This is a genomic window from Myroides sp. C1519 (assembly GCF_038039755.1).
Taxonomy (GTDB): Bacteria; Bacteroidota; Bacteroidia; order Flavobacteriales; family Flavobacteriaceae; genus Flavobacterium; species Flavobacterium phaeum_A.
Map to the genome: position 1 here is coordinate 1 of NZ_JBBPHM010000036.1, position 13,833 is coordinate 13,833.

7 protein-coding genes and 1 pseudogene are annotated in these 13,833 nt (G+C 32.6%); 1 reads left to right on the forward strand and 7 read right to left on the reverse strand.

All coding sequences use genetic code 11. The features are described 5' to 3' along the window. Positions 1-785, reverse strand: a pseudogene (locus AABL81_RS13200) (hypothetical protein); the annotation flags it as partial. Positions 786-1,769: 984 nt separating this feature from the next. Here AABL81_RS13200 and AABL81_RS13205 point away from each other — a divergent pair. Then, complete coding sequence (locus tag AABL81_RS13205) at positions 1,770-3,128, forward strand: LuxR C-terminal-related transcriptional regulator (RefSeq protein ID WP_341341290.1); 1,359 nt, start codon at positions 1,770-1,772, stop codon at positions 3,126-3,128. A 92-nt stretch (positions 3,129-3,220) separates the two neighbouring features. Here the strand turns inward: AABL81_RS13205 and AABL81_RS13210 are convergent, their stop codons facing one another. The 6 genes from AABL81_RS13210 to AABL81_RS13235 form a co-directional block, all read right to left on the reverse strand. Then, positions 3,221-5,140: an OmpA family protein gene (locus tag AABL81_RS13210; RefSeq protein ID WP_341341291.1), complete on the reverse strand. Its 1,920-nt coding sequence runs from the start codon at positions 5,138-5,140 to the stop codon at positions 3,221-3,223. Positions 5,141-5,148: 8 nt separating this feature from the next. Continuing rightward, positions 5,149-6,084, reverse strand: coding sequence for a PorP/SprF family type IX secretion system membrane protein (locus AABL81_RS13215; protein ID WP_341341292.1), 936 nt, complete (start codon positions 6,082-6,084; stop codon positions 5,149-5,151). Between the two features lie 12 nt (positions 6,085-6,096). Continuing rightward, positions 6,097-7,422: a gliding motility-associated C-terminal domain-containing protein gene (locus AABL81_RS13220; RefSeq protein WP_158210965.1), complete on the reverse strand. Its 1,326-nt coding sequence runs from the start codon at positions 7,420-7,422 to the stop codon at positions 6,097-6,099. Positions 7,423-7,430: 8 nt separating this feature from the next. Further along, positions 7,431-10,007: a hypothetical protein gene (locus AABL81_RS13225; RefSeq protein ID WP_158210966.1), complete on the reverse strand. Its 2,577-nt coding sequence runs from the start codon at positions 10,005-10,007 to the stop codon at positions 7,431-7,433. Between the two features lie 3 nt (positions 10,008-10,010). Then, the gene (locus AABL81_RS13230) at positions 10,011-10,514 is read right to left on the reverse strand and encodes a hypothetical protein (protein WP_158210967.1); all 504 of its coding nucleotides are present in this window, start codon (positions 10,512-10,514) and stop codon (positions 10,011-10,013) included. A gap of 17 nt (positions 10,515-10,531) precedes the next feature. After that, a partial coding sequence (locus AABL81_RS13235; RefSeq protein WP_341341293.1) for a beta strand repeat-containing protein occupies positions 10,532-13,833 on the reverse strand: 3,302 nt, incomplete at its 5' end.

Below are 13,833 nucleotides of genomic sequence, written 5' to 3' on the forward strand. Positions count from 1 at the left end.
TCATCTAAGCTCTCGTTTTTATAAACGTACTTACCTGTCTTTTTACCGTCTTTTATCTCTGGGGTAATCGTAGTAACAGTTTCATTCGCTTTGACAATAGATGAAATATCAATTACCTGATTCTCTCCTTTTTCATCTAAGTATTTAAACACAAAGTTATCCCCCTCTTTAACGTAGGTTACGTTACCCAAAGGCAAAGCATTGTTGAAATACTCGTTTAAAGTGTGTTGAACGTCTTCATTACTAATGATCTCCTCGAAATTGTTGATAACATCTCCTACTACGTCAACAAGAGTTTCACTACCGTTTTCAGAAGTATAAACATATTTCCCCTTCCCTTTATTCTCCAGTGTAGTTAAAATGTTAACATCTACTAAAGGTACAGATACCGTATTTTGAAAAGAATCTTTTAGATATAGCGTTTCTTCTATCTGATTTACTGCAAATTCTTCATTTTTAGGAATATCTCTATACAGATAATCTTGATCTGTAATTAAACGTATCCAAGTGGTTTCAAACCAATAATAATACCCTACACTTAACTCGGAATTTTGAGTTGTATTAAATACCAATAAACTATTAGCTGTCACTCCATTATTAATATTAGTATTATCTGCTAAGGACTTTAGAGGAACTCTTGGGATTAAAACCCCTTTTAAGTTATTTGATGACACCTCTATATCAAGCATTGCTGATTTGTCTGGATTGGGAGTACCTATTCCTACTTGTGCCACAGCAATACTCGACATAAACAGCAATGATAACGGTAATAGATTTCTATTCATTTGACTTTATTTTTATTTTATTGAATAATCTCTTCCTTAGCTTTTAAACTAAAAGACGACTATATCCTTGTCCTACTATCAGAATATAGAATTGGAAAATTCAAGAGTTTATTTTATCTCTAATACAACACATATTTTTACAATAATCAGTATCAAAAAGGTTGTTTTACTTTAAATTTTAACCTTACTGTTTACTGATACTATATTCATTAATATTAAAGTAAGACTTGTTAAATCGTCAAAATCAAATACTATACCAATCGCAATAAAACAATCTTATTTATTTACAGAATGTGAATAAATTTATTCTAAACCAATAAACACAAAAATACAAAAGACTAAAAACCAGGACATTAACAAAAAACAAACGATTAAAGAATAATCATATAATACAAATATTTTTCACAAATACAATTTCAACCATCTTTGATTTTCTCACTTTTAAAACCTAAAACCAATAAAAAAAAGGTTTAGAACAACTTCGAAATTATACGAAATAGTAACCTATACATTTTTAGATCGTTATAAACAGCTTGAAAAATAAAGTCTAATAATTATTGTAGTATAACTTCTATACAAAGAAAAAAAGTAACAGGTTTGAAATCAGCAAAACCGTGTGATTCCAAACAAATAAAAAAGTCAATCTAAAAAATACAAACATATAAGTGGATATTTTTTGCCATTCTACATCTTCACTTGACAAACTAATAAATTCCCTTTTTGTTTTATCTCAATTACAATACTCTTTAAAAACAAATGTCTTAAAATCAGTATTTTAAATATAACAGAACAAATTATCTATGTATTTATATAAAAAAAACTAATTTTAAATGTTTTATTAATTCTTCTTAAATAAATTCGCATAAATAATTGATTTACAAACTTTTAAAATAAAAATATACAATAAAATATTACATTTGAATACCACACACTAACACCTAATAAATGAAGCTTATTAATTTAAAAAAGTTAATGAAGTCTATCTTGTTTATTGTAATATTAACTCAGTTTACTTATAGTGAAGCAAAAATATCAACTAACCTTCAACAACAAATAGAATCTTTAACCTATCGTCCTCTTAATGGCTCAACTAACTTAATGATAGCCATTGACTCACTAAACAATACTTGGATAAAAGGTAAATTTGAAAAAGAAAATATCTACGCTCCAATTATATATCAAATACCCAATGCTCATATCTTTTCTTACGATATGTATATCTATAATAGAAACGATTTACATTTTATTGAACCAAACTTAAATAGTAAAGACAATCTTGTTAGAAGCAGATATGCCCAATACTATATAATAACCGATAATCAAACATATTACTTAAACCTCCATCAAAATACAATTGAAAATTTAAAAGTAATTGCTACTGAACGGAGTTTATTTGCGGCACACGAAGCAAAGCAATTATTATACATTGGTTATTACTATGGTATAGCAACACTCTCAATTATTGTAAACTTTATTTTCTATTTTATTTTTAGAGATAAGCGATTTTTGAGTTACACTGCTCTACAATTCTGCATCTTTATTTCCTTGTTTTATGAAGATGGAATGATCTATTATATTTCTAATGGCCAATTCCAAATGAAATATTTATTAGCATGGAATATTCCTATTACTTCTCTATTAGCTTGCCTCTTTACTGTTCATTTTCTTGACAGTAGAAACTATTTCAAACAATATAGAGTAATCTTTATTTCACTATTTTCTATTACTTTTTTGGCTTCTATAATATTTACTATTTTTCCTTATAAATTTGTACTTGACTTAATTACTATTCTAAGCTTTATAAGTCCTTTTTTCTGCCTTATACTTGCAGCAACACTTATAAAAAAGAATATATATGCCCGTTTCTTATTAATTTCTTTTGGAGCTATGATTCTTTTTGGTATTGGATTTGTTTTATTTATGAATATAAATATGGAACAGTTTGGATACTTCAATATCAATGCTTTCCGTTTTGTAAGCGCTTTAGAAACTATTATTATAACTTTTGCAATTATCTACAGAGTAAAAGATCTTCAAGACTTAAATCAAATTTATAGAGAAGAAATTGATAATTATTTAATTGTACTTGATAAAAAATCTGAAGAAATTAAAAGCAATAAACAAATAAGTCCTTTAGATTCTCTAAAAATAAAGTATAATCTAACAAATAGAGAAACAGAAGTATTAACGTGTTTATGGGAAGGAATGAGCAACAACCAAATTTCCGAAAAGCTTTTTATATCAGTCAGTACAGTCAAATATCATGTTAAAAATCTTTATACAAAGCTTGAAATAAACAATCGCTCTGAAGCACTATATTTAAAAAAAACATATGCAAAATAAGAAAGAGTGCGCTTTGCACTCTTTCTCTTTCTTACTGATTTTTTATTTAAAAAATTCTCAGCTAAGAAAAGGGGGATATTATTGGCTGTTGTTTATTGCTTTTTTATAATATTAAACTCACTTCGTCTGTTAATTGCATGTTTTTCATTTGTACATTGAACATTATCTTTACATTCATTAAGAAGTTCAGACTCTCCTACTCCCTTATAAATAATACGCCATTTATCAACTCCGTTTGAAATCAACCAATTAGCTGTTTCCAAGGCTCTCTTATTTGATAAGTTTAAATTGTACGCCTGCGTACCACGACTATCAGTATGTGAACGTATTTCAATAATGACATCTTTATAAGTATCTAATACGTTTAAAATCTTATTTAAAGTAGCTATAGACTCAGAGCGTATAAATGCTTTATCAAAATTAAAATAGATTGGTTCGATAACAATATCTTCCCACTTTGCATTATTTATCTGTTTAAGTAAAATATCTTGCTTAATTACGCTTGATTCTTCTTTAAACTTTAGTGATATAACTTTAGACTCATACCCTACTGATTCTACTAAGAGATTATATTCTTCTCCACATGATAAATCTTCTGTATAAAAGCCACCTGACGCATCAGTCAATAATTTAAGTTCCCTTCCATTCCCCTTTATTTTAATTTGACTTTCACCTATTCCCTCAAGTGTTTGTTCATTTTTAACTTGTCCAAAAAGCTCAGTGATACAAAGCGAATAAATATATATATTATCCGATTTAAACTTGTCATTTGGCCTATTTGAACTAAGGTATCCAGTACTTTTATTCAATTTAAAAAAGGCAAAATCGTCGAATGCACTATTAAAATTTTCTCCTAAATTCTTAACCTCACCCAGTGTACCATTTCTCAGAATATCCACCTTAAAAATATCTAAACCACCAAAACCAATTCGGCTATCTGATGAAAAATATAAGGCATCATCTGTTATAAATGGGAATGTTTCTCTCTCACTTGTATTAATTCCTTCTCCGAGATTCACAACTTGACTTACAGGAGTTAAATCCTTTAATTCCACCTTATACAAATCTGATTCACCAAAGCCTCCTGGTCTATCAGACGAAAAATATAAGAGTTTTTCATCAGGAGATAAACTTGGGTGAGCTGTATTAAAGTTATCCGAGTTTATAGACAATTCTTTAATATTTCCCCAAGTACCATTTGCTAACTTTGACGCTTTGAAAATTTTTAACAAGGAAGTACCTTTCTTATTATATCGTCTTTTTCCTTTACGATTAAAACTATTACTCGTAAAAAACATCGTATGCCCGTCTTTAGAAATTGCAACAGTTGACTGATTTACCAATTTCAACGCTGGTTCTAAGTCTACTGCCACAACTTCTCCATTTGCTATTGTCCCTACTTCAAACAGGCTTGTAAAAGGTTCTCTTGTCCATCTATCAACCTTTTTTTTATTACTTCCTATTGATCTCGCTGAAGTAAAAAAGACACCTTCATTAGTTCCAAAAGCTCCATAATCAGAGAAATCACTATTAAAATCTACTATACTAAGCTTCATTTGTTTGTTTTTCTCAATAAGACTATAATCGTTAACTCTTTGATCTTGATAATAGCTTCTTTGCTTCTCTGTAGCGTAATTATTGAGCCAAAACTGCATAATCTCTGCAGCCTTCTCTTTATCTCCTACTGCTTTTAAAGTTTGAGTATATCTAAAGTAATACTGTCCATCAATTACATCCTTGTCATTTAACTTAAACAGTTCGTCATACCACTGATTCGCTTCAGGTAATTTTGCATTAAAATAGTAAGCATCTCCTAACTTTGCGTATGTTTGGGAAGTTGCCTTTCCGTTTTTCACAATCTTCATATATGTCTCTATAGCATCACTATAAGCATAGTTATCAAATTGTTTACTTCCCTTTCTATCTTGTCTAATTTGTCCAAAAAAAACGCATGGATTAACTATAAAAAAGGCAATAAATAGTCCGATATTAAGTAGTTTTTTGTTCATCATAATTACCTTTAAAAGAACCTTGGCGCTTTCGTGCGATTAGGTAAATTAAACAATTGAAATCTCATAAAAACCTCGTGTGATCCACCACTATAATTACTAAGTTTTGTGGTATCCATATCATAATTATACCCTACAAATAGCCCTTTTGTAATTTGAAAACCAGCTAATGCACTAACTGATGCATCCCATCTGTAAGCAATACCTAAGGTAAATTTCTCTTTAAACAACATATTACCTGATACATCTACTTGCAAAGGAGCTCCTTCAACTGCTTTTATAAGTACACTTGGTTTTAGTTTTAAAGACTCGTTAACATCAAATACATACCCTGCTGTTAAATAGTAATGCATCTTTTGCCTCATTGTCTTCACCAAATTATCATCATAGCGCGTCATTGTCAAAAAATTAGGAACTGAAACACCTACATAAGCTTTTTCAGAGTATAAGAAAAGTCCTGCTCCTATATTTGGAGTAAATTTATTGTCAATATTTTGCTGTGTTACAGGGTCTGAAGGGTTATAAATATTCAGTTTACTATAATCAACATCCAATAAATTCCCAGATCCTTTTACCCCAAATGCTAATTTATAATCTACGTTCAAATCAACTGAGTATGAAATATCAATCGCAAAATTATTTGTTGTCATAGCTCCTAATCTATCATTGTAAAAATGAGCTCCTACTCCAAGGCCAGTATCGCCTATAGCTGATGTCACAGACATAGTTGCAGTTTTGGGTGCTCCATCAAGGCTCACCCATTGTGCTCTATATTGTCCGTAAATATTTAAAGACTCTAAACTTCCTGCATAGGCAGGGTTAATATTAGCATGATTATACATATATTGAGTATATTGAGGGTCTTGCTGACCAAATACAGTTCCTACAGCACCAATAGACAGTAAGATACTGAATATGCCGATTTTAACATTGTCATATTGTTTCATCTCTTTCTGTTTTTATTGGGTGTCTAAGTGTAAATACCCTGTTTTCTTAATCATTCGTGTTCCTGATGCATCTTTATATTCATAAGACACAACATAGTAATATGTTCCTGTAGGTAATGGTTCTTTTTTAGCAATTGTACCTCTTCCTTCTGAGTAGCCTCTAAAAACATTTGTAGTACCATTTCCTGTTGAATCATAGTTCGTTGTTTCATACACTTTTACTCCCCATCTATTAAAAATTTGAACCGTGTTATTAGGGAATTTATATATATTATCTATCAAGAAATAGTCATTTTTACTATCATCGTTTTTACTGACCAAGTTGTAAATAACAACATCTCCTTCAATCAACCAATCTGTTTTAACTGTAGCAAGTGTAAAAAAACCATACCCTTTGACTGTAGTAGGAGTAGTAATTAATTTATTTGACACATCAACGATTCCTCCTTCATCAACCCACAATTGAAGCTTAGTATCCCATCTAACAATACGTAAATCACGCTCTGGATTAGTTAGTAATTCTGATGGTGTTGTTCTATCATCCCAACTTAAAGTCAATATTATATCACTGCTATTATTGCTCCCTTTCTCAATTATCCAATACTCTTTGTTATCTAATTTGTTTATCACTCCTGCAGCAGTAGAACGTGCTCTAAAGAAAGCATAATCATTCAAAGTATACTTACCTGTAAATACATCTGATTCATTTCTTGCAGACGTTATTATTGCGGGTCTATAATAACCTTCATCTCCTTTGGGAAACGTAAAATCTTGGTTTCCTATTTTCTCAACAACTCCTTCTACGTGACTTTTATCACTCACATTTTTTACCGTTGAACCATTTAAAAAACTAACCATACCTTTTGATAACTGCGTTCTTGCATTTTCTGTTGAATCAACTTTAACAATTCCTTGTTTAAAATTTGCTTCACCGTGGATATCAATATTATTCTTCAAATCAAAGGCTATCGTATTTTGTTCGTTGTCAAACACGACATCGTGAAAATTACTAACTCCATTTCCTGTAAGTTCTTGTGTCCCATATTCTTCATCAATGCGAGTAAATATTGTTTTACTATTTTTTTTATTAATAGTAATATCATACGTTCCGTCATTACTAAAATTTCTATAATAATAAATGGTTCCATCAGTAACTACACTTGCACTTTCTTCATTTGAAAAATCATAACCAATTCCCACAACTCCTTCTGTCCCAACACTCATTAGTCCAGCATTAACAAAATATTCATTATTTGGATTCTGAGCATTACTCGTTATTGTTAGCATTATACCTAATCCAAACAATAATACTTCCGTTATATTTAATTTGCTTTTCATACTTTAAACTATTTACCTGCCTTACTTGGCAAGGATGGATTAGTAATTGCATTACACGATTTTAACGATAAAAGCATTGGATTTGAGTAAGTTGCACAACCATTTTCATTTATAACTTTAGCTCTAATCTGTAGTTTATCAATCATACTATTTGCATGAGAAACTTTTAATTCCCCTTGATTAGCTGTTAGTACATTATTTCCTAACGGAGCTAAAAGTAAACTATACCAAACTGTTGGTTGTGATGATAATGTGTACTCCCAAATAATAGTTTGGTTTGCATCTGAAGTAAATTGATATGTTGCATCTGCATTTGGACAAAACTCCCATATAACAGGTAATGAGTCAATTACAGGTAATTCATTGATTGTTATATTAAAGGCTACTTTGTTTCCAAAACAACTTCCTGAACTACTAACTTTACCCTCTGACACATAATATATATGACTTCCTACTTGTGTAGGATTAGGAATATTTTCTAATGGAACAGTAGCATTTTCACTTGCAAAATAATATAGACTTAATCCTCTTTGTACTCCATTAGCTGATAATTGGTTATTCAACTCATAATACTCTCCTTCACACACTTGCACAGATGACACAGTTGGTACTGTTTCTATGTTTTCTAATACTGTCCTTAACTTCAAATAACATCCTTGCTGTGCTCCTAAAACTACTGCGTAAAATAATTTACCTGAAGTACTTAAAGGAAAATCTCCTGTAACTATTGAGCTTTCGTAACCTGAAGTACCTGGTTCTTGACTATAAAACTTTGTTCCTGCTGGATATGAATTAACAACATCACTACGCGGAATAACGTCACTGACATTAGCACAAAAAGCAGTAAACACACGTTCGTTATTTATAATCTCATTAGGACAATTTGCTAAAAATGAATTATCCACTATAATCTTTAATTGCAAATCATCAAATATTGGTGCAGGACACGCTCCTTGTCCGTATCCACGTACTAAAGGTGCATTAACTGCATTGCCAGAAGTAACTCCTGTTCCTGTTACTTTTCCATTTATATTAATATTTAAAATGCAACCATTCGCTGAAGTAGTTAGTAAGGTACAATCATTAGATACTCTTAATTTATACTTTAGTTTTCCCAGAATTTTTAAAATATCTCCAAAAGGTAAATTCTGATCAAACTCCCAAGTCAGCGTACCTCCGGGTGTTATATTTGAATCTGTAGAATTTGGATGTGTCCAAGTAACAGTTCCCTTCACAGGTAATGTTTGATCAACGCTTGCAGAGACAAAATGCATTGATGGAGGAATAGGGATTTCTAATTTACCATTCTTCACGGCTTCTGTTCCTTTGTTTCTCAATGCAATTTCAAAATCTAACAGCTGATCGGGAACTATACTGGCATTATGTACAACATTGTTTGTTAAAATATTATTCTCTGCTTCAACTTCTGGCACATATGCATCCACAGCAAATGTTATGTTGTAAATAATGTAAGTATCTTGATTTGTACCAAATCTAAAACTGGTCTCTGTTTGTCCATTGTCAATGAACTTATTCCCAGTATTTCCCAAATCAAACATTACTATATCAGTCCCATAGTTATTGGTATAATTGGGCACACGTGTATTTGGCGATATTAAAACAGTAGAATTAAAGAAGTTATCTACTCCATTACTTGAATGTTTCAATTTCTCCCAGTCACTTGAAAGTCTTTTTTTAATCTCAAATGAATCTCCTGATATAGGACTATCTCCTTCACCAGCCATCATCCCCATTTTAATATTTACATTTCCATTCTGTGCTGCTCTAAATCCTTGAACATTTAATATCCCAGTCCTATACTGTTCATTACTACTTTCTATAAAGCTATAACCATCAAAAACGGTAATATCTCTCCATTTCATCATCGAATTTTCATAGATCACAACCATTCCCCATCCTCCAAAATATCCTACAGAACCGCCATCTCCAATAGTAGTAGCTACATCAGCAACGCTATACGTTCCCCAAGCATTATTTCCTAATGCACGAACTTTATCAGTGATATCTACGTATGATGAGTATATCCCACTTTCAGTAGACGTTCCTTTATAAATACCGTTTGCTGTTAACTCTTGGTATGACGATTGACCTGGTAGTTTCAGCTTTATCTTTTTTTTGTTTAACCCATTTGGTAAAACATCCGCATCTGTATTATCCCCTCTTCCAGACCAATATAAGCCCACATAAACTATAGTAGTACAGCTTGCGTCAAATCCTGAAGGATGTACTAAAGTAGAGGAAGATGAGTTCTTAATACTACTTATCTCATTTGGTAATTTATAAAAAGCCATATAGCTATTTAAACCATTATTAGCATTTGCATCTTTTGGTTTATTTCCCCATACTCTACTATCAAATAAGTTAGCATTACCTATCATTGTAAAATCTCCTCGTAGATTGTAAATGCTTTTATTTTTATATGGTTCGGGTGCCATTGATGATGTTCTCAATGTAAAAGGAACTTTATTTATAACTTGTCCAAAAGCATTACTTATCATCAATAGCACTAATAGGAAAGTATAAAAGGAAGTGTTCTTAAACATTTTTTTATATTGTTTTTTCATAGCTTACCTTATTTGTTCCATTAAATTACTTACAACAATAATCTCTTGCCCATTCTCTTTACTCAAAGCTTTAAAATCTGTTGTTATTTGTGTTAAATCACTTTGTTTAAAAGAATTTACAACAACATATTTTAAGCCCTTAAAAAGACTTAGGTCAAACTTTACTTCACTTTGCATTGGACTTTTATGTAAGTTGATCGATACAACTTCAATATCCCTTGCAATCCTTGTAAACTCCTCATTGTTTTCTATAATAGAAGGTGAAAAATATCCTTCCATAAACAATGCTTTTATCACATTGTTATCATCTCTTTGATAACGTTCAACAGTACCGTCGCTATAAGAACTCATAAAAGTTCTTTCTCCACTTACCAATTTCTTTAACTCTTGTGTCTTTTCTTTAGACAGCATAGTTTCAATATCTTGATATGTTGTTACGGTGATTTTTTGAGCCCATACATTTATACTTAAAAAGCAAAGACAGACTATTAACTTATATTTTCTCATCTCTATTAATTTTTAAATTAACGAATGCTAAAAACAATATTCATAAACGAGCCATTTGTTACATTTGCTGTTGACCTAACTTCGTATGTTAAGAGTCCTTGTTCAGTTAACTGTAGATTAAAAAACACACTACTATCAATGTAAGTGATAATGAAATCTAAATCAGCCACATCAATAACAGGTAACGTAACCCCACTACGACTACTTAGTACTGGGGTACTAAATTGTGTATTGTAGATTTCATATAAGTTGATTGATCCTTTTCTTGTTGCGTTACTATATGTTACTCCGTTTTGACTTGATTGTCCTTCTGCTGTTGGTATTAAAACTGAAGGCATATAGAAGAATTTTGGTAATGCTGATTTAACATCAATTGTATATGTTGTCGTATTATCAAGATAAGACTCAACTACATTAACATTTTCACCTGCTGCAACATGTGATATTTTCTGGTTATCTTGTACAAGTGTCTGCTGACTACTCCATTTAGGCATTCCTGTACTATCTGTGATTAACGCTTCAAGTGATCCTGCTTTTGCTATGTCAATTGGTAAAATAGTTCCATCTAAAATTTTATCTGATGTAACTGCACCTGTCTTAATATTAGCTGTAACTGCTTTTAACAATGCTGTTGGTGCATTTGTTGACAATTCTAAATCAGTTGAGGTCAATGCTTTTCCATCTAAAATATCATCTACATTTACTTGAGGTGTTGCTGGGGTCCATTCTTGTAACGCTCCATCATAGATCAACACTTGTTTATTCAATGGGGTAGTTGCACTTACGTTTTCATTTTGAATAGCAACTACTTTATTTGAGTTTAGTGGTCCTGTTACATCTCCGATTAATTGAATTGAACTTGGATCTACTGCAACTGTATATGATGTTGTATCATCAACAACTGCAGAATTAACTAACACTCCATTACCTGCTATAACCTCACTTATTTTTTGTGCATTTTGAATAGCATTTTTACTAACATTCACACTATAATCAGTATGCTTAGCAGTGGTTGTACTAACAACAGTAGTATTTACTCCATCTATTACTGCATAGGTATTTTGTGCACCTTGAATTACATCTTCTAAATCAACAGATGATGATATATTGTTTACCGTACTTGTAAGTGTATTCCCTGCTAATCCTAAAGCATTGGTAGTTGTTGGAGTAAGCGAGTTCTGATCAACCCATTCTGTTGCGTTATTGCGTGTAATTAACACTTGCTCTTCTGCTCCTGGGGTAATCTTCAAGCTTACATCTGTTAAGGAAGCACCAGCTCCACCATCAACTGTAATGCCTGTTCCCGTAATAGCCTTGCTTGAAATAACATTGCTTTCATCTAAATCAACAGATGAAGAGATATTGTTTACCGTACTTGTAAGTTTGTTACCTGCTAATCCTAAAGCGTTAGTAGTTGTTGGAGTAAGCGAGTTCTGATCAACCCATTCTGTTGCGTTATTGCGTGTAATTAACACTTGCTCTTCTGCTCCAGGGGTAATCTTCAAGCTTACATCTGTTAAGGATGCTCCAGCTCCTCCGTCAACTGTAATACCTGTTCCCGTAATAGCCTTACTTGAGATAACATTGCTTTCATCCAAATCAACAGATGATGATATATTGTTTACTGTACTTGTTAGTGTATTCCCTGTTAATCCTAAAGCATTGGTAGTTGTTGGTACAAGTGAATTCTGATCAACCCATTCTGTAGCGTTATTGCGTGTAATTAACACTTGCTCTTCTGCTCCTGGGGTAATCTTCAAGCTCACATCTGTTAAGGAAGCACCAGCTCCACCGTCAACTGTAATACCTGTTCCCGTAATAGCCTTGCTTGAAATAACATTACTTTCATCCAAATCAACAGATGATGATATATTGTTTACCGTACTTGTAAGTGTATTCCCTGCTAATCCTAAAGCATTGGTAGTTGTTGGAGTAAGCGAGTTCTGATCAACCCATTCTGTTGCGTTATTGCGTGTAATTAACACTTGCTCTTCTGCACCAGGAGTAATCTTCAAGCTTACATCTGTTAAGGAAGCACCAGCTCCACCGTCTACTGTAATGCCTGTTCCCGTAATAGCCTTGCTTGAAATAACATTGCTTTCATCCAAATCAACAGATGATGATATATTGTTTACTGTACTTGTTAGTGTATTCCCTGTTAATCCTAAAGCGTTAGTGGTTGTTGGAGTAAGAGAATTCTGATCAACCCATTCTGTAGCGTTATTGCGTGTAATTAACACTTGCTCTTCTGCTCCTGGGGTAATCTTCAAGCTCACATCTGTTAAGGAAGCACCAGCTCCACCGTCAACTGTAATACCTGTTCCCGTAATAGCCTTGCTTGAAATAACATTGCTTTCATCCAAATCAACAGATGATGATATATTGTTTACTGTACTTGTTAGTGTATTCCCTGTTAATCCTAAAGCGTTAGTGGTTGTTGGAGTAAGAGAATTCTGATCAACCCATTCTGTAGCGTTATTGCGTGTAATTAACACTTGCTCTTCTGCTCCTGGGGTAATCTTCAAGCTCACATCTGTTAAGGAAGCACCAGCTCCACCGTCAACTGTAATACCTGTTCCCGTAATAGCCTTGCTTGAAATAACATTGCTTTCATCCAAATCAACAGATGATGATATATTGTTTACCGTACTTGTAAGTGTATTCCCTGCTAATCCTAAAGCATTGGTAGTTGTAGGTACAAGCGAATTCTGATCAACCCATTCTGTAGCGTTATTGCGTGTAATTAACACTTGCTCTTCTGCTCCTGGGGTAATCTTCAAGCTTACATCTGTTAAGGAAGCACCAGCTCCACCATCAACTGTAATACCTGTTCCTGTAATAGCCTTGCTTGAGATAACATTGCTTTCATCTAAATCAACAGATGATGATATATTGTTTACCGTACTTGTTAGTGTATTCCCTGCTAATCCTAAAGCATTGGTAGTTGTTGGAGTAAGCGAATTCTGATCAACCCATTCTGTTGCGTTATTGCGTGTAATTAACACTTGCTCTTCTGCACCAGGGGTAATCTTCAAGCTTACATCTGTTAAGGAAGCACCAGCACCACCGTCAACTGTAATACCTGTTCCAGTAATAGCCTTGCTTGAAATAACATTGCTTTCATCCAAATCAACAGATGATGATATATTGTTTACCGTACTTGTTAGTGTATTCCCTGCTAATCCTAAAGCGTTAGTAGTTGTAGGTACAAGTGAATTGTGATCAACCCATTCTGTTGCGTTATTGCGTGTAATTAACACTTGCTCTTCTGCACCAGGGGTAATCTTCAAGCTTACATCTGTTAAGGATGCTCCAGCTC